At 62.6% G+C, this 24,967-nt stretch carries 31 protein-coding genes; 19 read left to right on the top strand and 12 right to left on the bottom strand.

Going from position 1 to position 24,967, the window contains the following annotated elements; genetic code table 11:
- Positions 1-5 precede the first annotated feature (5 nt).
- The 3 genes from O7A60_RS05925 to O7A60_RS05915 form a co-directional block, all read right to left on the bottom strand.
- Complete coding sequence (locus tag O7A60_RS05925; protein ID WP_337105474.1) at positions 6-569, bottom strand: TIGR02281 family clan AA aspartic protease; 564 nt, start codon at positions 567-569, stop codon at positions 6-8.
- Positions 570-1,417: 848 nt separating this feature from the next.
- Positions 1,418-2,047: a uracil phosphoribosyltransferase gene (gene upp, locus O7A60_RS05920; protein ID WP_027143010.1), complete on the bottom strand. Its 630-nt coding sequence runs from the start codon at positions 2,045-2,047 to the stop codon at positions 1,418-1,420.
- A gap of 149 nt (positions 2,048-2,196) precedes the next feature.
- Positions 2,197-3,171: an adenosine deaminase gene (locus O7A60_RS05915; RefSeq protein ID WP_027143011.1), complete on the bottom strand. Its 975-nt coding sequence runs from the start codon at positions 3,169-3,171 to the stop codon at positions 2,197-2,199.
- A gap of 134 nt (positions 3,172-3,305) precedes the next feature.
- On the opposite strand from O7A60_RS05915, the gene ubiE reads away from it, so the two are divergent.
- The 3 genes from ubiE to coaBC all read left to right on the top strand — a co-directional run bounded on the left by ubiE (position 3,306) and on the right by coaBC (position 7,287).
- Complete coding sequence (gene ubiE / locus O7A60_RS05910; protein WP_337105473.1) at positions 3,306-4,082, top strand: bifunctional demethylmenaquinone methyltransferase/2-methoxy-6-polyprenyl-1,4-benzoquinol methylase UbiE; 777 nt, start codon at positions 3,306-3,308, stop codon at positions 4,080-4,082.
- Positions 4,083-4,152: 70 nt separating this feature from the next.
- Positions 4,153-5,727, top strand: coding sequence for a 2-polyprenylphenol 6-hydroxylase (gene ubiB / locus O7A60_RS05905; RefSeq protein WP_337105472.1), 1,575 nt, complete (start codon positions 4,153-4,155; stop codon positions 5,725-5,727).
- 87 nt (positions 5,728-5,814) lie between these two features.
- Positions 5,815-7,287 carry a bifunctional phosphopantothenoylcysteine decarboxylase/phosphopantothenate--cysteine ligase CoaBC gene (gene coaBC, locus O7A60_RS05900; RefSeq protein ID WP_337105471.1) on the top strand — a complete coding sequence of 491 codons (1,473 nt, stop codon included), beginning with the start codon at positions 5,815-5,817 and terminating at the stop codon, positions 7,285-7,287.
- A gap of 51 nt (positions 7,288-7,338) precedes the next feature.
- On the opposite strand, the gene O7A60_RS05895 is transcribed toward coaBC, so the two are convergent.
- Entirely contained in the window at positions 7,339-7,920 is a 582-nt protein-coding gene (locus tag O7A60_RS05895; protein ID WP_337105470.1) for an invasion associated locus B family protein, read from the bottom strand.
- A 183-nt stretch (positions 7,921-8,103) separates the two neighbouring features.
- Positions 8,104-8,427 carry a hypothetical protein gene (locus tag O7A60_RS05890; protein WP_337105469.1) on the bottom strand — a complete coding sequence of 108 codons (324 nt, stop codon included), beginning with the start codon at positions 8,425-8,427 and terminating at the stop codon, positions 8,104-8,106.
- 79 nt (positions 8,428-8,506) lie between these two features.
- Here O7A60_RS05890 and O7A60_RS05885 point away from each other — a divergent pair, with 79 nt between their 5' ends.
- Positions 8,507-8,815, top strand: a complete 309-nt coding sequence (locus O7A60_RS05885) for a hypothetical protein (protein WP_337105468.1) — start codon at positions 8,507-8,509, stop codon at positions 8,813-8,815.
- Positions 8,816-8,942: 127 nt separating this feature from the next.
- Complete coding sequence (locus O7A60_RS05880) at positions 8,943-9,419, top strand: NUDIX hydrolase (protein ID WP_337105467.1); 477 nt, start codon at positions 8,943-8,945, stop codon at positions 9,417-9,419.
- Between the two features lie 143 nt (positions 9,420-9,562).
- On the opposite strand, the gene O7A60_RS05875 is transcribed toward O7A60_RS05880, so the two are convergent.
- The gene (locus O7A60_RS05875; RefSeq protein WP_337105466.1) at positions 9,563-10,639 is read right to left on the bottom strand and encodes an OmpA family protein; all 1,077 of its coding nucleotides are present in this window, start codon (positions 10,637-10,639) and stop codon (positions 9,563-9,565) included.
- A gap of 88 nt (positions 10,640-10,727) precedes the next feature.
- Positions 10,728-11,267, bottom strand: coding sequence for a GNAT family N-acetyltransferase (locus O7A60_RS05870; RefSeq protein ID WP_337105465.1), 540 nt, complete (start codon positions 11,265-11,267; stop codon positions 10,728-10,730).
- Positions 11,268-11,486: 219 nt separating this feature from the next.
- Between O7A60_RS05870 and O7A60_RS05865 the strand changes: the two genes are divergently transcribed.
- Positions 11,487-11,942, top strand: coding sequence for a DUF2214 family protein (locus O7A60_RS05865; protein WP_337105464.1), 456 nt, complete (start codon positions 11,487-11,489; stop codon positions 11,940-11,942).
- Here the strand turns inward: O7A60_RS05865 and nth are convergent.
- Positions 11,936-12,742, bottom strand: coding sequence for an endonuclease III (gene nth / locus O7A60_RS05860; protein WP_337105463.1), 807 nt, complete (start codon positions 12,740-12,742; stop codon positions 11,936-11,938). The two genes, O7A60_RS05865 and nth, sit on opposite strands and share 7 nt — an antisense overlap.
- Before the next feature lie 22 nt (positions 12,743-12,764).
- Here nth and O7A60_RS05855 point away from each other — a divergent pair, with 22 nt between their 5' ends.
- The 10 genes from O7A60_RS05855 to O7A60_RS05810 all read left to right on the top strand — a co-directional run bounded on the left by O7A60_RS05855 (position 12,765) and on the right by O7A60_RS05810 (position 19,844).
- The gene (locus O7A60_RS05855; RefSeq protein ID WP_337105462.1) at positions 12,765-13,259 is read left to right on the top strand and encodes a DUF2244 domain-containing protein; all 495 of its coding nucleotides are present in this window, start codon (positions 12,765-12,767) and stop codon (positions 13,257-13,259) included.
- 137 nt (positions 13,260-13,396) lie between these two features.
- On the top strand, positions 13,397-14,275 hold the full coding sequence (locus O7A60_RS05850; RefSeq protein ID WP_337105461.1) for a bifunctional helix-turn-helix domain-containing protein/methylated-DNA--[protein]-cysteine S-methyltransferase: 879 nt from the start codon (positions 13,397-13,399) through the stop codon (positions 14,273-14,275).
- Between the two features lie 222 nt (positions 14,276-14,497).
- On the top strand, positions 14,498-14,968 hold the full coding sequence (locus tag O7A60_RS05845) for a hypothetical protein (protein WP_337105460.1): 471 nt from the start codon (positions 14,498-14,500) through the stop codon (positions 14,966-14,968).
- A 20-nt stretch (positions 14,969-14,988) separates the two neighbouring features.
- On the top strand, positions 14,989-15,381 hold the full coding sequence (locus O7A60_RS05840; RefSeq protein WP_337105459.1) for a hypothetical protein: 393 nt from the start codon (positions 14,989-14,991) through the stop codon (positions 15,379-15,381).
- Positions 15,348-15,866 carry a hypothetical protein gene (locus O7A60_RS05835; protein WP_337105458.1) on the top strand — a complete coding sequence of 173 codons (519 nt, stop codon included), beginning with the start codon at positions 15,348-15,350 and terminating at the stop codon, positions 15,864-15,866. The genes O7A60_RS05840 and O7A60_RS05835 overlap by 34 nt, the downstream gene beginning before the upstream one ends.
- Positions 15,841-16,323: a hypothetical protein gene (locus tag O7A60_RS05830; protein WP_337105457.1), complete on the top strand. Its 483-nt coding sequence runs from the start codon at positions 15,841-15,843 to the stop codon at positions 16,321-16,323. Before O7A60_RS05835 ends, O7A60_RS05830 begins: the two co-directional genes overlap by 26 nt.
- Positions 16,324-16,411: 88 nt before the next feature.
- On the top strand, positions 16,412-17,317 hold the full coding sequence (locus tag O7A60_RS05825; RefSeq protein WP_027143029.1) for a ribokinase: 906 nt from the start codon (positions 16,412-16,414) through the stop codon (positions 17,315-17,317).
- A gap of 1 nt (position 17,318) precedes the next feature.
- The gene (locus O7A60_RS05820; protein WP_337105454.1) at positions 17,319-18,764 is read left to right on the top strand and encodes an amidase; all 1,446 of its coding nucleotides are present in this window, start codon (positions 17,319-17,321) and stop codon (positions 18,762-18,764) included.
- 93 nt (positions 18,765-18,857) lie between these two features.
- Entirely contained in the window at positions 18,858-19,472 is a 615-nt protein-coding gene (locus tag O7A60_RS05815; RefSeq protein WP_337105453.1) for a LysE family translocator, read from the top strand.
- A gap of 48 nt (positions 19,473-19,520) precedes the next feature.
- On the top strand, positions 19,521-19,844 hold the full coding sequence (locus tag O7A60_RS05810) for a hypothetical protein (RefSeq protein ID WP_337105452.1): 324 nt from the start codon (positions 19,521-19,523) through the stop codon (positions 19,842-19,844).
- Between the two features lie 39 nt (positions 19,845-19,883).
- On the opposite strand, the gene O7A60_RS05805 is transcribed toward O7A60_RS05810, so the two are convergent.
- Complete coding sequence (locus O7A60_RS05805; protein WP_337105450.1) at positions 19,884-20,828, bottom strand: nucleoside hydrolase; 945 nt, start codon at positions 20,826-20,828, stop codon at positions 19,884-19,886.
- Here O7A60_RS05805 and O7A60_RS05800 point away from each other — a divergent pair.
- The 3 genes from O7A60_RS05800 (at position 20,803) to O7A60_RS05790 (ending at position 21,878) form a co-directional block, all read left to right on the top strand.
- Positions 20,803-21,129, top strand: a complete 327-nt coding sequence (locus O7A60_RS05800; protein WP_337105449.1) for a hypothetical protein — start codon at positions 20,803-20,805, stop codon at positions 21,127-21,129. The two genes, O7A60_RS05805 and O7A60_RS05800, sit on opposite strands and share 26 nt — an antisense overlap.
- Position 21,130: 1 nt before the next feature.
- Positions 21,131-21,556 (top strand): Hsp20 family protein, encoded by a 426-nt coding sequence (locus tag O7A60_RS05795; RefSeq protein WP_013893014.1) that lies wholly within the window; start codon positions 21,131-21,133, stop codon positions 21,554-21,556.
- Between the two features lie 64 nt (positions 21,557-21,620).
- Positions 21,621-21,878, top strand: a complete 258-nt coding sequence (locus O7A60_RS05790; RefSeq protein ID WP_015315721.1) for a BQ00720 family protein — start codon at positions 21,621-21,623, stop codon at positions 21,876-21,878.
- Between the two features lie 65 nt (positions 21,879-21,943).
- Here the strand turns inward: O7A60_RS05790 and ptsN are convergent, their stop codons facing one another.
- The 3 genes from ptsN to rpoN form a co-directional block, all read right to left on the bottom strand.
- Positions 21,944-22,408 (bottom strand): PTS IIA-like nitrogen regulatory protein PtsN, encoded by a 465-nt coding sequence (ptsN, locus tag O7A60_RS05785; protein ID WP_027056629.1) that lies wholly within the window; start codon positions 22,406-22,408, stop codon positions 21,944-21,946.
- A gap of 57 nt (positions 22,409-22,465) precedes the next feature.
- Positions 22,466-23,050 carry a ribosome hibernation-promoting factor, HPF/YfiA family gene (gene hpf / locus O7A60_RS05780; RefSeq protein WP_027143036.1) on the bottom strand — a complete coding sequence of 195 codons (585 nt, stop codon included), beginning with the start codon at positions 23,048-23,050 and terminating at the stop codon, positions 22,466-22,468.
- Positions 23,051-23,314: 264 nt separating this feature from the next.
- The gene (rpoN, locus tag O7A60_RS05775; protein WP_337105447.1) at positions 23,315-24,841 is read right to left on the bottom strand and encodes an RNA polymerase factor sigma-54; all 1,527 of its coding nucleotides are present in this window, start codon (positions 24,839-24,841) and stop codon (positions 23,315-23,317) included.
- Positions 24,842-24,967: the final 126 nt, after the last annotated feature.

Below are 24,967 nucleotides of genomic sequence, written 5' to 3'. Positions count from 1 at the left end.
GGACCCTACTGAACCAGCAGCAATGTGCCGTTCTCGGCCTGATACTTGCCGAGCCGGTTGAGAAAACTCATGCCGATCAGGTTGGTGCGCAGTGCCTTGTCGTCGAGCACGATCGCCTGCACACCGTCGACGCTGATGCTGCCGATCTGCAGGCGGTCGATCATCACCACCGCGGCCTTGATAACGCCGTTGGCGGTGCTGACCTCATGACTGAAATCGGAAGGATTGAGCGACAGCCCGATCCTGCGCGCCGTCGACGTATTGACCGCCACCAGCGTCGCGCCGGTGTCGATCATGCCGTCGATCTGACGGCCGTTGAGCTTGAAGGTGGACGAGAAGTGTCCGCGCCCGTCAGCCGCAACCACAACCTTGCGGCCGGTCGGCAGCGGCGCCACCGGCTTGTCGGGAACAGACGCCAGACTGGCCTCGGGTTGCGTCTCGGCCCCAGGCTTGGCCGTCACCGCCGATTTCAGCAGGTCTTCGAATATTCGCGGATTTGACTGGTAGACAACCGGGATCGATGCCGACGCACCGGCAAAGACGCTGAGAATGAGAAGCTTGCGCAGCATGGATCGGCCTTTGTGAAAGTCGACATTTACCACGTCATGATGTTTGCTTTTTTAACACGGGCCGAAACCGCAGGTTTTCGTAAACAAACCGTATCGGGCCGGGGAATCGCCAGCCTGTATCAGTAGTGTTGCTCCTGGCCTATGCGAATTTATGGATCAATGACGGCTTCGCTATTCGTGAAAACGCCTGCTGAAACATGGATTCGCTAACGCCTGGCATTAGAGACGACAGTTTGCCAAATAGGTATTGGGGATCCGTTGCGCTACGTGGGAAGGAGATTAGCATTGGAATGTCGTTTCTTGACAACGATTCAATCAGATTTGCGAACTTGCGATACAAAACGCCAATCTGTTCATCCGCATGATCCGTCTCCCACAGTCCTCCCGCAACCGGGGAGCCGTCTGGCGAGCCAGTTGTTATTCCTGCACGTAAGCTCGACTGGCCGCGGCATCCTCAAACCGTCGGACCGGAATGACGACGTGATCTATCTTAATGCCAGCAGCCAAGACCGCGTCCACATTCTCACATAGAAATGGACTCTTGATTATTCTCGGGCCACACGGATCAAAGATCGCTCTTTCCAGGCCGGCTCGGGCTTTCGGAGAATAATCTGTCGCCGACCATTCGCCGGTATCCAGACCAAGCTCTGTTAGCAGCTCGACAAGATAAGTGGTTCCAGCCCTCCCCGTCCCACTGATGAAGATCCGCCTTGTGTCTTTCGTGGGGCGCCTTAATCGAGGCAAGAATCCGAGTATGGGTAACATGACGAAAATACCTGGAGGCCAGAAAACTACTGCTCAATTCGCCGGTACGGGGACGTTCTATAGACCTAAGACGATCCGACAGTCTATTTCGTCCCGTACATGCGGTCGCCGGCGTCGCCGAGGCCAGGCATGATGTAGCCCTTCTCGTTGAGCTGGCGATCGATGGACGCGGTGAAGACCGGAACATCCGGGTGCGCCTTGGTAAAGCGCTCGATGCCTTCGGGCGCCGCCAGCAGGCACAGGAAGCGGATATTGGTGGCGCCGCGCTCCTTCAACTTGTCGATCGCCGCGATCGCCGAATTGGCTGTCGCCAGCATCGGGTCGACGACGATGACCAGCCGATCGCCGAGGTCGCTCGGCGCCTTGAAGAAATACTCGACAGCCTCCAGCGTCTCGTGATCGCGGTAGAGGCCGACATGGGCGACGCGGGCCGCCGGCACCAGGTCAAGCAGGCCTTCGAGCAGGCCGTTGCCGGCGCGCAGCACCGAGGCGAAGACCAGTTTCTTGCCCTCCAGCGTCGGAGCTTCCATTGTCTCCATGGGCGTTTCGATCGTGGTCGTCGTCAGTTCGAGATTGCGGGTGACCTCATAGCCGAGCAGCAGCGAAATCTCGCGCAGCAGCCGCCGGAAGCCGGCCGTCGAGGTCTCCTTCTTGCGCATGATGGTCAGCTTGTGCTGGACAAGCGGATGGTCGACGACGGTGACGCCCTTCATGATGTTCTCCTGATGCGGTGTCGCCCGAAACCGCGCGCATGGACCCTTTCGGACGTGTCGCGCTTCAAGCTGCTTGGGCGAACCCTAGCGGTATTGGACCGGCCAAGGAACCGCTTGGCCCGCATCGACCACAGCTTTGTCGGAAGAAATCAGCGAGCGGCACTGTTCAGCCGGGCAAGAAGCGCCGCTTTGGTCTTGCGGTCGACGAAAGCCGCCTCGATGGCCGTCCTGGTGACCGCGGCGAGCGCTTTCTCATTCATCGCGAAATGCTCCGCCGCAATGTCGTATTCGCGCTTCAGCGAGGTCCAGAAATAGGGTGGGTCGTCGGAGTTGAGCGTCACCTTGCAGCCCGCCGCCTGCAGGGCCGGAAACGGATGGTCGGCGAAACTGTCGAAGACCTTGAGCGCGATGTTGGAACCGGGGCAGCACTCCAGCACGACGCCCTCGTCGGCGATGCGCCGGACAAGGTCGGGATTTTCGATGGCGCGCACGCCATGGCCGATGCGCGATGGGCGGATATGGTCGAGTGCCGCCTGGACAGTCTCCCAGCCCGTCAGTTCGCCGGCATGGACGGTGATGCCGAGCCCGGCCTCCCGCGCGATCTCGAAAGCCCTGACATAGTCTTCCATGTCGCCCGTGCGCTCGTCGCCGGCGACGCCGAAACCGGTGACCAGCGGATGGCCGCAGCGCGCCGCGAAGCGTGCCGCCCGCTCGATCGATTCGACGCCGACATGGCGCACGCCGGTGACGATCATGCGGCCCTCTATGCCGGTCTTGGCCTTGGCGCGCAGCATGCCTTCGCCGAGCGCATCGGTGTAGGCCTTGGGCGACAGCCCGGCTTTCGTCGCGTGGTCCGGCGAGGTGAACACCTCGGAGTAGATTGCCCCGTCGCGGGCCAGGCTGGTCAGATAATGGTCGGCCAGCCGCGCGTAATCTTCCTCGGTCCGGAACAGGTCGGCGGAAAAATCGTAAGCCGCGAGAAAGGAGGTGAAATCCTGCCAGACGAAGGACCCGTTCTGGATATAGGGCGAGGTATCCTTGCCGTATTTCTGCGCCTGGCGGATGACGAGATCTGGCGCCGCTGCCCCTTCGATGTGGCAATGCAGTTCCGCTTTCAAAGGCATTCAAACATCCCGTCGGTCAGTCCAGGTCTTGAAAACCCACCACCTGGAAGCGCGGCTGAACACCGCGCCTTAAACAATAGCGCCCGCATCGTCGATCGGCTATGGTCCCGCCGGTTTTATGACGGATCAAAAAAATGTCAGTTGAGAGAACCACGGCCGCCGGCGGCATGGAAACCTCCTATGGTTTCAAGCGTGTAGGGGAAGGCGAGAAGCAGTCCCTGGTCAACGATGTTTTCCGCAAGGTCGCCAATCGCTACGACCTGATGAACGACCTGATGTCAGGCGGCCTGCACCGGCTGTGGAAGGATGCCATGGTCGCCTGGCTCAATCCGCCCAAGCGCTCGGGCTGGCGTGTGCTCGATGTTGCCGGTGGCACCGGCGACATCGCCTTCCGCATCGTCGATGCCAGTCATGGCCATGCCCATGCCACCGTGCTCGACATCAACGGCTCGATGCTCGCTGTCGGCCGTGACAGGGCCGAAAAGAAGGGCCTGTCCGGCAACACCGATTTCGTCGAGGCCAACGCCGAGGAACTGCCCTTCGCTGACGCCAGTTTCGACGCCTACACCATCGCGTTCGGCATTCGCAATGTCCCGCATATCGACGTGGCCCTGGGCGAGGCGTTCCGCGTGCTGAAGCCCGGCGGCCGCCTTCTGTGCCTGGAGTTTTCCGAGGTCGAGATGCCGTTGCTCGACAAGGTCTACGAAGTCTGGTCGTTCAATGCCATTCCCAGGATCGGCAAGTTGGTCACGGGCGACGGCGAGCCCTATTCCTATCTGGTCGAATCGATCGCGAAATTCCCCAATCAGCAAAACTTCGCGGCGATGATTTCCCGCGCCGGCTTCGACCGCGTCTCCTTCCGCAACTATTCAGGCGGCATAGCGGCCCTGCATTCGGGCTGGAAGCTTTGACGTCGTCGCCCATCTCCAACACGCGACGTGCCTTGCGCCAGTTCAATGAACCGGTGGGGCGGACGCGGCCATGAGCACCGTCAGCGCGGGGTTCCGCCTCGTACGGGCCGGTTGGGTGCTGGTGCGCGAGGGCGTCGTCGCTGCCTTGCCCGGCGAGGAACTGTCCGGCCTGCCGAAATTCGGCTGGCGCCTGGCGCGGCTGTTCACCCGCCGCCGCGCGCTTGCCTATGAGCGTAGCGATCGGCTGGCCAAGGCAGTGGTCCGGCTCGGCCCATCCTATGTCAAGCTTGGCCAGTTCCTGGCGACGCGGCCCGATGTCGTCGGCAACGACATGGCGCTCGATCTCGCCATGCTGCAGGACAAGATGCACACCTTCCCGACGGCCGAGGCGGTCGCGGCGATCGAAGCCTCGCTCGGGCGCAAGCTCGGCGATCTCTACAAGCAATTCGGCGACCCGGTCGCCGCCGCCTCCATCGCTCAGGTCCATGCTGCTGAAACCGTCGATGGTGGCGTCGCCAGGAAGGTGGCGGTCAAGGTCATCCGGCCAGGCGTGCGCCGCCGCTTCTTCCAGGACCTCGAAAGCTATTTCCTCGCCGCCCGCCTGCAGGAAAAATACATACGGTCGTCGCGCCGGCTGAGGCCGGTCGAAGTAACCGAGACGCTGGCGCAGACCACCAGGATCGAGATGGACCTGCGCCTCGAAGCGGCCGCGCTCTCGGAACTTGGCCAAAGCACCAGGGAAGACCCTGGCTTTCGCGTCCCTTCGGTGGACTGGGAACGCACCGGTCGCGACGTGCTGACCATGGAATGGGTCGACGGCGTCAAGATGAACGACCTCGCCGGCCTCGAAGCCGCCGGCCATGACCTGAAGGCGATCGCCGCCAATCTCATCCAGTCCTTCCTGCGCCATACGCTGCGCGACGGCTTCTTCCACGCCGACATGCATCCGGGCAATTTGTTCGTCGAGGCAAACGGCACCATCGTCGCCGTCGATCTCGGCATTGCCGGACGCCTCGGCAAGAAGGAGCGCCGCTTCCTCGCCGAGATTCTCTACGGCTTCATCACACGCGACTATCTGCGCGTCGCCGAGGTGCATTTCGAGGCCGGCTATGTGCCGCGCCAGCACAACGTCTCCGCCTTCGCGCAGGCGATCCGTGCGATCGGCGAGCCGATCCACGGCCAGCCGGCCGAAACCATTTCCATGGCCAAGCTTTTGACGCTGCTGTTCGAGGTGACCGAACTCTTCGACATGGCGACACGGCCTGAATTGATCCTGCTGCAGAAAACGATGGTGGTGGTCGAGGGCGTGGCGCGCACGCTCGATCCGGCTTTCAACATGTGGAGGACCGCCGAGCCGGTAGTCAGTGGCTGGATAGCCGGTAACCTCGGGCCGCGCGGCTTGCTGACCGACGCGCGCGACGGCGGCAAGGCGATGCTGGCGCTGATCCGCCAGGCGCCGGAACTCGCGGCCCGTACGGAACGGCTGTCGCGAGAGATCGACCTGATGGCCGAGCACGGCCTGCGCTTCGATGAGGCGACCGCCCGCGCCATCGGCAAGGCCGAGGCACGCTACAGCCGTTCTGGCCGTGTGGCGCTGTGGGTGATAGCGCTGACGCTGGTCTATATCGCCTGGAAGCTTCTTTAGGCCCCGTCGCTCCGAGGCCTGCGGCTTGCGGCAATTTGATTGCATTGCTATCATCGCTATCGGGCAAGATGAGTAGAGTGCAATCATATGGCCAGCATCACGATCCGCAACCTTGATGATGAGGTCAAGGAACTGCTGCGCCAGCTGGCGGCGGAAAACGATCGCTCCATGGAAGAACAGGCGCGGGTGATGATCCGGGCCGCTGTCGACGGCCAGATCGGCCCGGTTGGCCGTCTCGATCAGATCGAGAAAGCCCTCCTTGAACTGGCCAATTCGCAAGGCGCCCCGACCGTGGCGTCGGCCTTGGCAGTCAAGAACTTGCCGCGAGGCACACTTTCCAACAAGCGCATCCTGCTCATCATCGGCGGCGGCATCGCCGCCTACAAGGCGCTCGATCTGATCCGCCGGCTGCGCGAGCGTGGTGCGGCGGTGCGGGTGGTCATGACGTCGGCGGCGCAGGAATTCGTGACGTCGCTGTCGGTCGGGGCGCTCTCCGCCGACCATGTCTTCACTGACATGTTCGACCGCAACGATGAACACGATGTCGGCCACATCAGGCTATCGCGCGAGGCGGACCTCCTGGTGGTGGCGCCCGCGACCGCCGACCTGATGGCCAAGCTCGCCAATGGCCATGCCAACGATCTGGCCTCGACCGTGCTCATCGCCACCGACAAGCCGGTGCTGATGGCCCCGGCCATGAACCCGAAGATGTGGTCGTATCCCGCCACCCGCCGCAACCGCGCGACCTTAGGCAAGGACGGCATCACCTTCGTCGGCCCCGCCAAGGGTGAGATGGCCGAGAGCAACGAGGCCGGCGAAGGCCGCATGTCCGAACCGTTGGAGATCATCGCCGCGGTCGAGGCGCTGCTCGATGCCGGCCCCAAGCCGCTGGCAGGGCGCAGGATCATCGTCACCTCAGGCCCGACGCACGAGCCGATCGATCCCGTGCGCTATATCGCCAACCGGTCGTCCGGCAAGCAGGGCCATGCCATCGCCGCGGCATTGGCAAGGCTTGGCGCCGATGTCCGACTTGTCTCCGGTCCCGTAAGCATTGCCGATCCAGCCGGCGTGAAAACCATCCATGTCGAGCGAGCGCAGGAAATGCGCGACGCGGTGGAACAGCTTCTACCCGCCGACGCCGCGGTATTCGTCGCCGCCGTTGCCGACTGGCGCACCGAGAATTCGGCCGGTGAGAAGATCAAGAAGGTCGCCGGCGAAGGCCCGCCGGTGCTGCGCATGGTCGAGAACCCCGACATCCTGGCTGGTGTCGGTCACCACGAGCGGCGACCTGGCCTGGTCGTCGGCTTTGCCGCCGAGACGCAGGATCTCCTGCGCAACGCCGAGGCCAAGCTCAGCAAGAAAGGTGCCGATATCATCGTCGCCAACGATGTGTCGCAGACCAGCGGCATCGGTCCTTCAGGCGTGATGGGCGGCGATCGCAACCGGGTCCGGATCGTGTCTAGAACCGGCATCGAGGAATGGCCTGAAATGACCAAGGACGAGGTGGCGGCGCGGCTCGCCGCGCTCATCGCCGCGCGGTTGAAAACGATCGTCGTCTGACAAGTGTTGGCGGAGCCGCCAACATCCTGTTGCGTGCTGTGCGCTAAGCCGTCAGTTGGCCAAAAGCTCAGCCGTGCGGGCAAGCGCCCCGCCGAAGCCATTGAGCGGAATTGAAAAGCTTACGACTTGCCCGGTATCGGCCGCGAACGCGTCGATCTTGAGTGTGGTGCCGTTCTTCAGCAGCGGCGTGACATTGGCATCGAACGCCACCGGCACAAGGCAGCCGACCACCTGGCAGGTGTTGAACGGCAGGCTGCCATCGAGCTTCTGGTCGTCTATGGTCAGCGCGACACCCTTGGCAAGCGCCAGGCCGAACGGCAGGGCAAGGGTTCCGGTCGCATCCTCGCCGGTCTTGCTCGACAGCTCGATCGCCAGCAGCCGCTGGTTGCTTTGCTTGTTGAACTGCTGATGCGACAGGCTGCAGACCTTGTTCGTGCCCGATATCTGGCAATTGACCGTCCAGTCGCCGTGAGTTTCGGACAAGGCCGATGCACCGCCGGGCAGCTGCGGCGCGTCAACTGCGGCGGGCGGTGTTGCCGTCACCTTGTCGCTCTTGGTTTGCGCCGCCATGGCCGGCAGGCCGGCGATACAGGCGGCACCCAGCACTGCTGCGAAATACGCGTATTTCCTCATCAAGACCTCTCCCGGCTCCGCCTCGAGCCAGTCTAGAAACTGGCCTTGAGAGACGCGCTGACTGCATTCTGTTTGACCGTTTCCCCGAAGGCGCCATTATACCTGACGGACATGCCGACGCATTGACGCCTTTCGGCTCGAGGCCGGCGCCGACCCGATAGAGCGGCGAATCGATCGCTTCCGTCAAGTGCAATGCCGGATAGCCGGGCAGATTCTCCGCAGCCGCAAAGCGGCCACTGCGCCATCTGGAACACGCCCGGATCGGTGAGTGCCGGAACCCGGATCCTGCGCCAGTTCGAGGAAGGTCGGATCGTCGGCGTAGAGAACGAGATCGGTGCCGTTGTCCACCTTGAACTGGACGTTGAAGTCCACTGCCGGATGCAAGGTCTTCGCCTCGATGCCGGAATCGGCCATCGCCGAACCCTTGGCCACCACATATTCGGTGAACAGCTTGTCGATCGACAGGAAGTTCAGCGGAGCTTCGCCGTCGAGGTTGTTGAGGTCCACGTCGTGTTCCCGCCATGGCATCGCAGGACAAACACCCTATATATCTGGTGCGATGAGGTTTTTTTGCAGGAATGAGCGGATGTACATGCGTCGTACACCTATGAGTTTCGTACTGGCGGTGCTGGCCGGGGCGGCTTCCGCCGGCTTTGCATCGCCTGCTTCCGCGCAGGTGCTCGATCCTGCGGCCAGAAACAGTGTGCTCATCCAGCAGAATGACCTGCAGGCCTTGCAGAGCCGGGTTCAGCGGCAGCAATTTCAGCAACAGCAACAGCAGTATCGTGCCCAGGATCGCGTTATCGTCCAGCAGCCGCCGCCTGTCGTTCCGCAGGTCAGGCCGAGCTGCCAGACGCAGATAATCGGCAACACCGCCGTCAGCACCTGCCGCTGATCGACGGGCATCTTCTTTTATTTAGCCGACTTACATGGTAGGGCACTTTAGGTGCCCCTGCGGCAGTTTGGATTTTGCAAAGGCTTCGCATCACGCTAAGGGGCATTGGAGCGACTGGATTATCAAGATGGCAGCCACCAAGAAAAAGGCCGTGCGCCAGGCCAAGAAAGGCGAAAGGATCCGCCAGGTGGCGGCCATTCCCTTTCGGCTGAACCCGCGCGGCGGCATCGAGGTGATGCTGGTCACATCGAGAACGACGAGACGCTTCATCGTGCCCAAGGGGTGGCCGATGAAAGGCAAGAGCGGGCGCAAGGCAGCCACCATCGAGGCATTGGAGGAAGCCGGGGTGCTTGGCAAAACGCTGAAGCAGCCGGTGGGCACCTATTCCTACTGGAAACGCTTGGCCAACCGCTTTGTCCGCGTCGACGTCATCGTGTTTCTGCTGGAAGTGACGGAAGAGCTTGCCGACTGGCAGGAGGCCAAGCGGCGGCAGCGGGCCTGGCTGGCGCCGGCCGAGGCCGCGATGCTCATCGACGAGCCCGATCTCTCGACACTGGTGAACACCTTGAAGCTTCCCGCGCCTGCGCCGCTCGAGCAGGCATAAGCCTCAATTATCCGTGCCCTCATCTGCAGGAAGCGGTCGTGCCGGCGGGCCGCTATAGGCCCACAGCCATTCGCGCGGAAAAGTGTGGGCGGTTTCCTGTCCGTATTGCGTCGCAACAAAGAGTTTGAAGCGCTCGAAAGCGCTTAGTTCAACTTGACCAGAACCACCCGACGGTTCTTGGCGCGGCCGGTCTCCTCGTCATTGCTGGCGACGGGCGCCATCATGCCGGCTCCGGCCGCCGTAAGCCGCGACCCATCGATCCCGTATTTCGCCACGAGCGCCGCCTTGACCGCCTGCGCCCGCCGGGACGACAGATCGAGATTGTAATCGAAGGCGCCCTGATTGTCGGTATGGCCGACGACGATCACGGTCATCCCGGGCTCATTGGTCAAAAGCGTCGAAATCTCCTTCAGCGTCGGCTCGGACTCCGGCTTGATGTCAGCTTTGTCGGTGTCGAAGAAGATGCCGTAGAGGGAGATGCTGCCGGTGGCGGAGAGCGAGTCCGCCATCTTGGCAGCTTCGACGACCACCATTTTCCTGTCGCGCGCCTTGGGTTCCAGCACCTGCACAACGGCGACGGTGCGACCGTTGAGTTTCTTGCAGTAGAGATCGTCGGTCAACGAATAGGTCTGCACGGTGACATAGGCGTCGCCGCCGTCCTGCGGCACCTTGGCCGAGAAATAGCGCTGGTCGTTGATGCCGGTAGCCAACGCGCAAGCGCCATTGGAGAATGCCGCGTCCTTGAGATCGCTTTCATGGAAGGAATACATCGTCAGGCTCATGTCGCCGCCGCCGCCGCTCGACGAGCGGTCGGCGGCGCCGCCACATTCCTCCTTCTTGCACTCGAACAGGACTTCGCCGCCTGCTGCCTTGATCACATCCTGATAATTGCGCAGCACCTCGAGCGGCGACCGCTCGGCCGGCAGCACATAGGCGATACGGGTCAGGGCACCCTCCACCTCGGCCATCTTGTCCGGCGCGAAAACGCGATTGTTCATGGCGTCGCGCGCGTTGGGATCTGCACTTGGCTTCAGGGGCGACAGCGGTACGCTGAAGTCGGTAAAGGCAAGCTTTGCGTAGGACACGATGAAAGAGCCTTCGTAGCGCTTGGCCAGTTGATTGTCGGCGGCGCCCGCGATATCGGCGGTCGGCACCGTCGCGTCGGCTGCTGCGAGCCGCACTGTCAGCGCGAGAACAAGCCCCGCCCAGAAAAACCTCATGATTGTCGACTTTAATGCATGCATCGATCGATCCCCTCGCTTGATGATCGATGCTAGCAGAGCGGGTATGTCCAGTCGATGACGCCGCTCAGGGCAGCCGCTCCAGCAGGATGGTCGGCGCGTCGTGATAGAGGGTCTGCGTCAGCTCGGTATAGCCGCACTTCCTGGCGACGTTCAACGAAGCCGTATTCTCGGGATCGATGATGCAGACGGTTCTGGCACGTCCGAACGTCTCGTCGCCCCAGCCATGCACGCGGCTGACGATCTCCGTGGCAAAGCCGGCGCCGTGCGCGGCCGGAGCGAGCGCCCACCCCGCCTCGGGGATACCTTCGATCGACGGCTGCATATCGCGCTTCAGATCGTGGAACCCGGCCTCGCCGACGAAGCGGCCAGTCGCTTTCTCCTCGATGGCCCAGAAGCCGTAGCCGAGCAGCGACCACAGGCCAGCGTGACGCAGGAAGCGCATCCAGCTCTCTTCACGTGTGCGCGGCTTGCCGCCGATGAAACGGGTGACGACGGGGTCGGCCCACATCGTGGCATAGGCATCGAAATCGCCGAGCCGGTGTGCCCGCAGGATGGTTCGCGGGGTCTCGATGACCGGGGCGATGGTCGCTTGCGTCGTGTTCATTGGATTTGCCTCGCGTTACGGCCTGCGGTTAGCAAATCGCCGGCGCGGTGCAAGAGCCAGGAAACCAGGAACCATCATCCAAGGCGCCACGTCCGGCAGCCTTCACGACATCCGGGCGCTATGGGATTTTCGCGCGGCGGTGTTATTTTCGACGCCGGCTGATTCAGCACGTCCCAATTTTTCACGCCCGGCCACTGCCGCCGATCCAAGGAAATCCGCATGGACACCACCGACCTCGTGCTCGCCATCATCCACCATCTGCTGGTGTTCTCGCTAGCCGGGATCATCGGCGCCGAATTCGTGCTGATCCGTGGGGATCTGCCGGCCGCGACGCTCAAGCGGCTCGCCGGCATCGACCGCCACTACGGCATCATCGCCGCGCTCATCATCATCGTCGGCATCGGCCGTGTCGTCTGGGGGCTCAAGGGTTGGGAGTTCTACGTCTACAACTGGGTGTTCTGGGCCAAGATGGCGGCATTCGGCACCGTCGGCCTGCTGTCGATCATCCCGACCGTGCGTTTCATGTCCTGGAGCCGGCAGGCGAGCGCCAATCCTGCCTTCGCCGTGCCTGTCAGCGAACTGGCCTCGGTGAAGACCTATATCCGCGCCGAGGCGTTCGTTTTCCTGCTGATCCCGGTTTTCGCCGCGGCGATGGCGCGTGGCTACGGCTACTGATCGTCGGCGGCAATCGTTTCAAGCGGAGCGATCGGCACCAGCGGTGCCGGAATGCTGGTCGTCTTCACCTCTGCCTTGCAGATATCTGCGATAACGCAGGCCGGACAATCCGGCTTGCGCGCCTTGCAGACATAGCGGCCATGCAAGATCAGCCAGTGATGCGCATGGCGCATATATTCGTCCGGGATGATCTTCAGAAGTCCCTGCTCGACCTGTTCCGGGGTCTTGCCGGGCGCCAGGCCAAGCCGGTTGCCGATGCGCAAGATGTGGGTGTCGACCGCCATCGTATGCTGGCCGAAGGCCATGTTGAGCACGACATTGGCGGTCTTGCGCCCGACACCGGGCAGCTTGACCAACTCATCGCGGTCATCGGGCACCTCGCCGCCATGGTCGCGGATCAACGCCTCCGATAGTGCGATGACGTTCTTGGCCTTGTTGCGCCAGAGACCGATGGTCCTGATATAGTCGCCGACCCTGGCTTCACCCAATGCCAGCATCTTTTGCGGCGTATCGGCGGCTTTGAACAAAGCCCGCGTCGCCTTGTTGACGCCGGCATCGGTCGCTTGCGCCGACAGCACCACCGCCACAAGCAGCGTGAAGGGGTTGACATGTTCAAGCTCGCCCTTCGGCTCTGGCCGCTGCACCGAAAAGCGTCGGAATATCTCGTGCACTTCGGCCGGGCTGTAGCGCGAAGTCCGCCGCGCGGGCCGTGGACGCGGCTTGGCATTGGAGCCGTCGCGCCGTCCGGACGGCGGCTCTTTTTCGGGCATGGAAGATTCTTTGGACTTGGGCCTGGTCATTTCCCTCCTATAATATCCTGTCATGAGCGACACAAACGCCTCGTTTCAGGCTGATGAGCCCTTCTTTCACGCATTGCTGACCCCACACCGGTCGCTGGGCCGGACGGGCTTCCTGATCCTGATGGGCGCACTGATGTTCGGCTGGCTGGTCACGGGTGCGTTTTTCCTGTCGCGCGGCGCCTGGCCGGTGTTCGGCTTCTTCGGCATCGACGTGATTGCCGTCTATATCGCCTTCCGCGTCAATAATCGGGCCGCACGCGCCCGCGAGGAAGTGTCGGTCTCGCGCACCAGCCTCGACATCCGCAAGACGGCCCCCTCGGGAAAATCGGAAGCGCATCGCTTCAACCCTTTCTGGGCGCGTTTTTCGGTCGCCCGTCACGCCGAGATCGGCATCACCAGAATGATCGTGGAAGCACAGGGCCAGAACGTGCCGATCGGCGGCTTCCTCGACCCCGATTCCCGCGAGAGCTTCGCCACCGCCTTCGCACGCGCGCTGGCGACCGCCAAGGCGCGCTAAAGCAATTCCAGGAAAAGAAGCGGCTTTCCGTTCGGGCTCGAACCCGGAGTCTATCTGGGCAAGAGCTGCAAGAAGGCAAGTTTCGGGTGGCGATCGGCGCCCCAAGAGGCGATATTCCGGCCCAAGGAGACAGGTCCATGAGCACACACACGGCAGTCCTCAAGAAGGACATCACGCCCGAGGGCAGCGACTACGAGATCGTGCGCCGCGCCATCGAGAAGATCAGCCTCGACTATCGCGACCAGCCATCGCTGGAAGAACTGGCCGAAGAGGTCGGCGAGACACCGACCGGCTTGCAAAAACTCTTCACCCGCTGGGCCGGCCTGTCGCCCAAGGCTTTCCTGCAGGCGGTGACGCTGGACCATGCGCGCAAGCTGCTCGATTCCGGCATGCCGCTGCTCGAAACCTCATTCGAACTGGGCATGTCCGGTCCCGGTCGGCTGCACGACCTGTTCGTCACCCATGAGGCGATGTCGCCGGGCGACTACAAGACGCGCGGCGCTGGCCTCACCATCCGCCACGGCTATCACCCCTCCCCGTTCGGCACTGCCTTGATCATGGCCACGGATCGCGGGCTTGCCGGCCTCGCCTTCTGCGACGTCGGCGAGGAGCGCGCCGCCTTCGCCGACATGTCCGGCCGCTGGCCCAACGCCTTCTATGTCGAGGACAGGGAAGCGACAGGCCCCTATGCCGCGCGAATCTTCGAGCCGACGCTGTGGCGCGCCGACCAGCCGCTGCACGTCGTCATGATCGGCACCGATTTCCAGGTCCGCGTCTGGGAAGCCTTGCTGCGTATCCCGATGGGCAAGGCCCGCACCTATTCCTCGATCGCCGCCAGCATCGGCGCGCCGAGCGCCAGCCGCGCGGTCGGCGCCGCCAACGGCGCCAACCCGCTCTCTTTCGTGGTCCCTTGCCACCGCGCCATCGGCAAATCAGGCGATCTCACCGGCTATCACTGGGGCCTGACCCGCAAACGCGCCATCCTCGGCTGGGAGGCGGGGCAGATTTCATCCTAAAATGTCGATTTTTAATTCCGGTTCCAAGGAATATATGAATATTCGCATGGCGAAGTATTAGTAGGAATTATTTCGAGAATTTCTGGATACAACCGGCGACAACCATCGGTTTCTTCACAGCCGTTGTTTTGGCGGTTTATTTAAGTTTACGCTAAATTAACCATGCTAAAGCGATGATGACCCATATTAATTCGGGTATTCCGACTTAATAGGAGGGTTTCGATGACGTTGTTTCGCGCCGCTTTCGGCGCAGCTCTGCTGGTCGCGTGCCTGGACCACGCCGCGATGGCCGCACCGCAGAATGTCATTTTCAATGGCACGGTCACCGCGACCTGCACGCTTGTCGTCGCCACCAATGGCACGATGACGGTGAGCCCCGACCTCCAGTCGCTGAGCTCACACAACAGCGGCGGTTCGGCTGGAACAGTCACGCTCACCACCACCGGGGGTGTTTCGCTGAGCGTCGATCCGGTGACCCTCACCACCGTGCCGGCCGCCGACAGCACGGCCATCACCTGGACACCGACCTATTCTGCCAGCGGCGCCCACCCGATCGCGGAAACGGCGTCCTCCACCGCCCTGACAGTCCCCGGCGCCGACCTTGTATCGGTCCATCTCGCCGGCACCAAGGGCGGCAGCAATCGCTTCGCGAACGGCAACTATCAGGCAACGGTAACGCTGCGTTGCGAATGACGTCCGCGAAGGAGGGGTCCTTGAAACATGCTCTGAACCTGGCGACGGCGCTGGCCGTCGGATTGATGCCCATTGCCGCGTGTGCCCAGTCGATGTCGCCGATGCGGGGCGAGGTCAACAGTTTCACCGACGCCTTCGCGGTCCGCGTCTTCCCCGCCAATCCCTACGGCCAGAAGATAAGGGTCGAAATCCACGTCTACGATCAGAATTTTCAGCCAGTGGACGCCAAGATCTCTCCGAGCGTCTTTCAGCTGGGCTCGCAGGCTTCCCGCCCCGTCCTTGTGGTCGTGCCCTTCGGCGGCGCTGCCGAGCGTAAAGTGCGTATCTGTACCGAGAGCATCCCCTTTCCCAATCAACAGACGCAGATAAAGGCACAGATATGCGGAAAGTTTTTTGGGCACCGCAAATCCTGACAGTCGCGTGTGCGGCAATGTGGGCGGGGATCTCGCCGGTGCTGGCCGAGGATGTCTACAACCTCAATCAGAACGAGAGCGGCTTCAATTTGCCCGGCGTGACGTTGCCTCAGGGCCAGGACGAGGTCCATGCTTCCGACGGCACCACCTGCCGTTCGGCGGTGTCGGGCACCGGCGCCTATTTCGACCTCGGCGTTATCAGAGGCAACAGCCAGTCGAACAACGACGTCGCCACCTACGGCCGCGTGGTGATCCCGATCGGTCGTACGCCGAAACGTGTCGATTGCAGCCGCCTCTATGAACTCGAGGTCGAGCGCCTGCAACTGGAGCTGAAACTGCTCAAGATGGGCCTCGGCGGCGACGGCCCGACGGCGAGCGTGGCCGCCAGCGCTCCCACGCCCGTGGCCGCATCACCCGGATGGGCCAACGAAGGCTGGAGCATCAGGACCGGAAGCGGCGATGGCAAGAAAAAGAAGAAGAAATAACCGGGCGCTGCTTGCTATGGCCGCGCTCGCCGGCTTCTGCCTTCCGGCGCCGGCGGCGATCATCGGCACCTGCACCATCATGGTCGGGGCATCGGGAACGATGACCGTAAATCCGGCCATCGGCATACTCGGATCCAAGCAGGCAGGCGGATCGAGCGCCAGTGCCACCGTGGTGGCAAGCTCCACGCTGTGCTCGCTGTTCAACCTGCTGGACTGTTATTCGGTTTCAGCGCCGGCGCCTGCGGCATTCTCGTCCGCGCCGAGCGGCGGCGGCACCAACGTGACCTTCGTCTCGGTCTTCCGCCTCGATGGCTCGGGCGTCGACAACAATGGGGGCGTGCCGCAAAGGGTCGTCAACGGCACCCACGCCATGCAGGTCGACCTCACTGCCACCAAATCGAGCGGCATCTTCCCGGCCGGCAGCTATCAGGGCATCGTCACAGTGCTGTGTGAGTGAGGCGGCAAATCGCGCTGGACCATTCGCGTGGTCTGGCATCGAGCGGCCTGGCAGGATAGCTTCCCCTGCATTCAGCAGGAGGCATTTCTTGATTATCGTAGTCGGCTCGATCAACCTCGACCTTATCGCCAATGTCGACCGCTTGCCGAGCCCCGGTGAGACGGTGAGCGGTTCCGGTTTCACAACGGCGCCCGGTGGCAAGGGCGCCAACCAGGCGCTCGCCGCCGCACGTGCCGGTGCTCAGGTGCGCATGGTCGGCGCCGTCGGCAAGGACAATTTCGCACCAGAAGCTCTAGCGTTGCTGCGCGAGGCCAAGGTCGACCTGTCGGGCGTGGGAGAGACCTTTGCCTCGACCGGCACGGCGCTGATCATGGTCGGTGACGACGGCGAGAACATCATCGCCGTGGTTGCCGGCGCCAATGCTTCCGTGGTGCCCGGCGACCTCTCCAAAGCCTTTCTGAAAGAGGGCGACGTCGTGCTGCTGCAGCATGAAATTCCGCTCGCGACGATCGATGCGGCACTCGACCAGGCAAGGGCGGCCGGCGCGGTCACCGTGCTCAACACAGCTCCGTTCCACGCCAAGGCGGCAGGCTTCCTCGGCAAGGCTGATTACGTCGTCGCCAACGAAACCGAGTTCGACCTCTATGGCGAGGCGCTGGCGCTCAGCGGCCGCGATCGGAAGGCGCGCATGCGCGATTTTGCCGGGAAAACCGGACGCGCCATCGTCGTCACGCTTGGCGGCGAAGGCGTGATGGCTGCGACGCCGAGCGATTTCCTGACCGTTCCCGCGTTGAAGATCACGCCGGTCGACACGGTCGGGGCCGGCGACACATTCTGCGGCTATTTCGCGGCCGGCCTGGCGTCGGGCCTCACGCTCGAACAGGCATTGGCGCGGGCCGGCGCCGCCGGCTCGCTGGCTTGCCTCAAGCCCGGCGCCCAGCCGGCAATCCCGCTGGCGAAAGACGTCGACCAGGCCTTGCAGGAAACCCGTTGAGATGATGCGCCCCCGCACCAGACATGCCGTACCCGCGGCCAGCGACATCTGCCGCCTGTCGGCTGTCGAACTCGCCGACGCGATCCGCCGAAAGAAACTCTCCGTGCGCGAGGTGGTGACGGCGTTCCTCGATCGCATCGATGCGGTCAACCCGCTGGTCAACGCCATTGTCTCGTTGCGCGACCGCGCCGACATCCTGCGCGAGGCCGACGCCGCCGATATCAGGCGGACGGATGGAAGCGGGTCCCTCTTTGGCCTTCCCATTGCCATCAAGGACCTTGCCTCCACAACGGGGCTCAGAACCTCGTTCGGCTCGCCGATCTTCGCCGATTTCGTGCCGCAGGAAGACGACTTCTTCGTCGAACGCATCCGCGACGCCGGCGCCATCATCATCGGCAAGACCAATGTTCCCGAATTCGGGCTCGGCTCCAACACCTACAACAACGTGTTCGGGCCAACGCTGAATGCTTTCGATCCGTCGCTCACCGCCGGCGGCTCGAGCGGCGGTGCGGCGGTGGCGCTGGCACTCGACATGGTGCCCGTCGCCGACGGCAGCGATTTCGGCGGTTCGCTACGCAACCCGGCAGCCTGGAACAATGTCTACGGTTTTCGGCCATCGCAGGGGCTCGTGCCCGCTGGTCCCGACTTCGAGGTCTTCCACGCGCAGATGGGCGTCGAGGGGCCGATGGGCCGCAATGTCGCCGACATGGCGCTGTTGCTCGACGTGCAGGCCGGCTATCACCCGCAGGCGCCCCTATCCTATGAGAAGCAAGGCTCCTTCCTTGAAGGGCTCGCGACGGCGGCGACCGGCGGCCGCATCGCCTGGCTGGGCGATCTCGACGGCCATCTGCCGATCGAGCCCGGCATCCTCGATCTTTGCGAGGCAGCACTCGCACGGTTCACGGGTGTATCCTTTCTGGCCGAGCCCTTGCGACCGGATTTCGATTTCGAGGCACTCTGGCAGGCCTTCGTGACACTGCGCCAGGCCAGCAGCGGCTGCGCCCTGAAAGTGCATTATGACGATCCCGCCAAGCGCGGCCTGCTGAAACCGGAAGCCGTCTGGGAAGTGGAGAACGCCATGCGGCTGACGGCGCCGCAAATCCGCGCGGCTTCGGTCGTGCGCACCTCCTGGCACCGGATGCTGTTGTCGATCTTCGACCGTTTCGACCTCATCGCGCTGCCAACCGCGCAGGTCTTTCCCTTCGACGTCGGCACCCATTGGCCCCGCGAGGTCGCCGGGCAGGCGATGGACAGCTACCATCGCTGGATGCAGGTTTCAGCCTTCGCCACCTTGGGGGGTTGCCCGGCGGTCAATGTGCCGGTCGGCTTCGACCACAGGGGCCGGCCCATGGGCATGCAGCTGATCGGCCGGCCACGCGGTGATCTCGCCGTGCTGAAGGCCGCGGCCGCCTATGAGACGACGTTGCCCTGGCCGACCGGCGCCTGAGCCAGGCGCGCCGGGCACCGGCTTGCGTCGTTATCGCCGCCATGCATTGATTGTCGCCTGAAAGGCCGCGTAGCGGCATTGCGAGGAAAAATCATGTCGCTGGAACTCTACGCCGCCTATGTTCTTGCCTGCATCGTCATCATCCTGGTTCCCGGGCCGACGGTGACCTTGATCATCGCCAACAGCATCCGCCACGGAACTCGTGCCGGTCTCGCCAATGTTGCCGGCACACAGGCGGGTCTCGCCGTCATGATTGCCATCGTCGGCATCGGCCTCAACACGCTGATCTCGGGCATGGGCCACTGGTTCGAGTGGGTGCGTCTGATCGGCGCCGCCTACCTGATCTGGATGGGCGTGCAGATGTTCCGCTCGAAGGGCACGCTGAACGCCGACGGAACCGCTCGTAAACCACGCGGCGGCTTCTTCCTGCAGGGCCTGCTCGTGGCGCTGAGCAATCCCAAGACGCTGATTTTCTTCGGCGCCTTCTTCCCGCAGTTCATCGCGCCGCAGGGCAATTATTCGCTGCAGATCGTCGTCATGGGCTTAACCGCCATGATCTTCGCCGTCATGTCGGATTCGACCTATGCGCTCGCCGCCGGCCGCGCCGGCCGCATGCTCTCGGCCAGCCGCGTCAAGCTCCTGTCCAGGATCAGCGGCAGCTTCATGGTCGGCGGCGGCCTGTGGCTGGCGTTTTCGCGGTCGAAGTAACCACGAAAGCGCCTTCTTCATATATTTTCGCAGAGACGTATTGAAGAATTGTACGCCACTGCACAATTCTTCACTATTTTGCGCCTTGCGCTGATGAAATCCATCGCGATTGTAGAGCTTCAGGCCAATCCGGTCGTCGCCACCCAACGAGTGATGGCCGTGGTCGAATACATCAGAGTGAAGCCTATCAGCCCGTATGCTATGGTAGGTCACAATTTATACTATACCTACGATGTACGCCTTGATGACGACAACACGCGGATATCGATCGACGATGACGTCGAGCGACCGCATCTTCTTGGCTCCCTCGTTCCTATTGAACGGCAGCACCACAAGCACGGCGTCGACACCTATCGATTGCTCAATGGGTGACAACGCGCGCTGGTGCCAACGCGCGCTGTCCAAAAAACGTCAGTTAAGCCGCCTCAGCCTCTCCACCAGCAGCGCAAAAAACCCGTCATGGTCGATGTCGCGCATCACCATGGCGTTCTTTTCCCGCTTGGTCACGCCCCACCAGTCGATCACGGTCATGCCCATGGTCAGTTCCGAGGCGGTTTCCACGCTGACGTTGCAATGGCGGCCCTTGAACAGGCCCGGCTTCAACAAGTAAGCGATGACGCAGGGGTCGTGCAGCGGTCCGCCATCGGTGCCGTACTTCTCCTCGTCGTAACGCTCGAAGAATTCGAGCATGTCTGCCGTGGCGATGCCGACCTTGCTGCCAAGCTTGCGGAAAGCATCGATGCGCTTGGACGTGGTCAGCGCCTTGTGGGTGACGTCGAGCGGCATCATCACGATCGGGATGCCGGACTTGAGCACCAGATCGGCGGCCTGTGGATCGACATAGATGTTGAATTCGGCGGCCGGCGTGACATTGCCGCCTTCGAAGAAGCCGCCGCCCATCAGCACGATTTCCTTGATGCGCGGTGCAATGCGCGGTTCGCGGATTAGTGCCAGCGCTATGTTGGTGAGCGGCCCGAGCGGGCAAAGGGTGATGGTGCCGCTCTCTTCCTTCATCAGCGTCTCGACGATGAAATCGACGGCATACTGCTCCTGCAGCCTCATCGTCGGTTCGGGCAGTTGCGGCCCGTTGAGACCGGTCTTGCCATGCACTTCCTCGGCGGTGACCAGTTCGCGCGCCAACGGACGGATGGCGCCGGCATAGACCTTGATATCTGGCCGGCCGGCCAATTCGCAGATCTTGCGGGCGTTCTTTTCGGTCAGTTTCAACGGCACGTTGCCGGCAACGGCAGTAATGCCGATGATGTCCAGTTCGCTACTGCCGAGCGCCAGCAGAATGGCGACGGCATCGTCCTGGCCGGGATCGGTGTCGATGATGATCTTGCGTGGTTGGGGCATTTCAATTCCTTGTTTGGCTAGCCATCAGCTCACCGGACCGATCGTGCGCCCGAAAAACGCCGACCGGCTGCAAGCTGCCGAACCGCTCGACGGGGAACGGTCCCGGCCTGCGCGCTTCTCCTTGCATCCGCGCGTCGTTTCAAGCGCCATGTCGATTATTCCTGTGAGTCCACGGCTTGGTCTTTTTGGGCGGGTCTTTTGGTGGCTTGAACTTGGTCGTGGGGCGGACCATATCAAGGCCATCGGGAAAAATGCCATTTGGGTTTTTCCAGTTTATGTCGCTCTTGAGAGGACAGTGTAACATGAGCCGAATGACGCCTTTCTCCAGCCCGCTTCTCCTGGGTTTCGACGCCATGGAAAAGACCCTGGAGCGTCTGGCGAAGTCCGGCGACAGCTACCCTCCCTACAACATCGAGCGTCTCAGCGGTGCCGACGGCAAGGCCGAAAGGCTACGCATTACGCTCGCTGTCGCCGGTTTCGCCGAAAGCGATCTCGATGTGACAACGGAGGAAAACCAGTTGGTCGTGCGCGGCCGTCAGACCGACGATACCGAGCGCGAATTCCTTCATCGCGGCATTGCCGCACGCCAGTTCCAGCGCTGCTTCGTGCTGGCCGACGGCATGCGCGTGATCGCGGCGGAGCTGAAGAACGGCCTTTTGTCGATCGACCTCGATCGGCCGGAGTCTGAACGGCTGGTACGGAAAATAAATATATCGGTGAAAGACTGATCTTCACTGATGGCTCTCATGCGGGATGGCCTTGAGCGGCGTCCTCGCGCCAAGGAGGCTTGAAATGACCAGAACTGACGAAACCATCACCATGACCAGCGGCGAGTTCGCCCATCTCGGCGAAGGCTCGGTCGCCTATCTGCGCAAGGTCTCGAGCGATGAACTGCTCGGCCGCTTTCCCAACATCGGCGAAATCGCGCCCGGTATGGAGCTGTGGGCCCTGTTTGGCGCCAACGGCCAGCCGATCCTGCTTTCCGACGCGCGTGACCGTGCCTTGGCCGGCGCCATGGAAAACGACCTGACCACCGTCGCCATTCATTAAGGCGGGACGGAAACGAAAGGGCCGCTCACGGCGGCCCTTGGGGTGATATCTTAAAAAAGATGGCTTCAGGCCGCGTGCGAGGCCTGCGTGTCCGACAAAAGCGCGTGGATCGCCGCAGCGTCGCGCGTCCCCCTGACCTTGGCCACGGTGTCGGCGTCGCGCAGCACGCGCGCGATGCGCGACAGCGCCTTGAGGTGATCGGCACCCGCCCCTTCAGGCGCCAGCAGCAGAAACACCAGATCAACCGGTTGGTCATCCAGCGATTCGAAATCGACCGGGGTTTCCAGCCGGGCGAAAACGCCGGCGATGCGCTTCACGCCGGCGAGCTTGCCGTGCGGGATGGCGATGCCGTTGCCGACGCCGGTCGAACCCAGGCGTTCGCGCTGCAGGATGGTGTCGAACACCTCCCGTTCCGGGATGCCCGAAATCGCCGCGGCTCGCTCGGACAGCAATTGCAGAAGCTGCTTCTTGGAGTTCGCCTTCAACGCCGGCAAGATCGCCGGAACGCTGATAAGATCGCTCAGATCCATGCTTGAAAATCCTTGTTCGCCTGCCGCGCCAGTCCCCACCCCTCGTGCGGCCGGCTTTTATCCCTGTGCGACTTTGGTCGTGGACGGATCGATCCAGCCGATGTTTCCGTCGGGCCGGCGATAGACAATGTTGAGATGGTCGGTTCCGGCATTGCGGAAAACAACCACCGGACTGTCCTTGGTATCGAGCTCGATGACGGCTGAGGCCACCGACATGGTCTTCAGCGTCATGGTTGATTCGGCGACGATGGCCGGTGCGAAATCCTCCGGGATCTCCTCATCGTCATCGGCAAGCGGTGCCATCACGGTATAGGCAATGTCGGTCAACTCGCCATTGGCATTGCCCGAATTGTGCGATTTCAGACGGCGCTTGTAGCGCCGAAGCCGGGTCTCCAGCCGATCGGCGGCGGCCTCGAAGGCGAGCGTCGGATCCTGGGCATCGCCGGTGGCCTGCAGCGAGGCGCCGGAATCCAGCCGGATCATGCAATCCGCCGAATAGCGCGAGCCCGATTTGATGACGGTGACGTGCCCCGCGAAGCCGCGATCGAAATATTTGCCGATCGCTTCACCGACACGATCGTTGATGCGTGTGCGAAACGCATCGCCGATATCCATGTGCTTTCCCGAAATGCGCAGATTCATCTGAAAACTGACCTTCCTTGCTCAGGCTTCAAACTGGCCCGAGTTTATACTCGTGATCCGTGCGCACAAGCTTTGCGGCGTCACTCGCGCCGATTTAAATCCGAACTTTCCGGTTGATCACAAGCCGCCTTCTTGACCGTCCCGGGTCATTGTCGTGACGGACCATCCGCTAGCGGGCATAAAGCCCGTCTCATGCGGGCGGGCTTCTAGCCACTTCACCGTGGCTTGTCAATGAAACTCGAAAACTGTGGAAATCGCGAGCGCCTAACGGCCGGCGCTGGCGAGCGCCCGTTTCTCGCGCCGGCGCTGCACCGACGAAGGAATATTCATGCCTTCCCGGTACTTGGCGACCGTGCGACGGGCGATATCGACGCCGCTTTCCCTCAGCATGTCGACGATAGCATCGTCCGACAGCACATCGACGGGCTTCTCTTCGTCGATCATTTGCTTGATGCGATCACGCACCGCTTCGGAGGAATGCGCATCGCCGCCGCCCGATGCCGCGATCGAGGCGGTGAAGAAATAGCGCAGTTCGAACACGCCGCGCGGGGTGAGCATGTATTTGTTCGCGGTGACCCGGCTGACCGTCGATTCGTGCATGCCGATGGCGTCCGCCACCGTGCGCAGGTTGAGCGGCTTCAGGTGGCGCACGCCATGGACGAGGAAGGCGTCCTGCTGGCGTACGATTTCCGAGGCCACTTTGAGGATCGTCTTGGCCCGCTGGTCGAGGCTGCGTGTCAGCCAGTTGGCATTCTGCAGGCACTCGGCCAGGAAGTCCTTCTCAGCCTGGTTCTTCGCGTGCGGCGACACCTGGGCGAAATAGATATGGTCGACCAGCACGCGCGGCAGCGTTTCGGCGTTGAGTTCGACGGTCCAGCTGCCGTCATTGGCCGCCCGCACCTCGACATCGGCGACGATCGAGTCGCTGGCGCCGCCCGAAAACGCCATGCCCGGCCGCGGGTCGAGCGCCCGGATTTCGGCCAGCATGTCGAGCAAATCCTCCTCATCGACGCCGCAGAGCCGCTTAAGCGTCTGGAAATCGCGGCGCGCCAGCAGTTCGAGATTGGCGATCAGGGCCTTCATGGCCGGATCGAGCCGGTCACGCACGGCAAGCTGCAGGGAAAGGCATTCCGCGAGATCGCGGGCAAACAGGCCGGCCGGCTCGAAGGCCTGGCATACGGCCAGCACCTTGCCCACCGCCACGCCGTCGGTGCCAAGCCGCCCAGCGATCTCCGCCAGATCGGCCCTGACATAGCCGGTCTCGTCGAGCCCCTCGGCAAGTTCTCCGGCGATCAGCCGCGCTACGGGATCGGTGAAGGCGAGCGCGATCTGCTCACCGACATGGTCGCGCAGCGTGATCGCGCTCGCCGCCATGTCGCCGGCATCGAGCCCCTCGGAAGAGGAGCCGCCGCCACTGCCCGAAGCCGATTTCCATTGCGCCGTCAGGTCGGGCCCGAGCCGTTCGCTGGTGCCGGGATCATCGGGAAACAGGTTTTCCAGGGACGTATCGAGCTTTTCCGAGATCGCCTCGGCGCTCCATGCCGTCTCGTTCTCGAACCAGTCGCCATCGGGAGCCGCTTGCGGCTCAGCCTCGAGCTTCTGCGCCTGATCGCTCGCGGCATCGTCCTGCGGCTCGGCGCGCTCGAGCAGCGGGTTGCGCTCGATCTCCTCGTCGATGAAATGCTCGAGCTCCGCATGGGTGAACTGCAGCAGCCGAATCGACTGCATCAGCTGCGGCGTCATCACCAGCGACTGCGACTGTCGGAGCTGTAGTTTCGCCGCCAATGCCATGGTTCGGTTTCAAACGCCTCCTCTACGCGTCCGGACTTCCGGAATGAATTTCTCGGCCGGCCATAGAAACTGGCCCGGCTTTTGCTTGTCAAGGCAAAGCCTAGCAAAACTCGCTTACCGGAGCGT

The organism is Mesorhizobium salmacidum (SeqCode), from assembly GCF_037179605.1.
Lineage (GTDB): Bacteria > Pseudomonadota > Alphaproteobacteria > Rhizobiales > Rhizobiaceae > Mesorhizobium > Mesorhizobium salmacidum.
The sequence above is the reverse complement of the archived record's forward strand: the minus strand, read 5'-3'. Positions and strand labels throughout refer to the sequence as shown.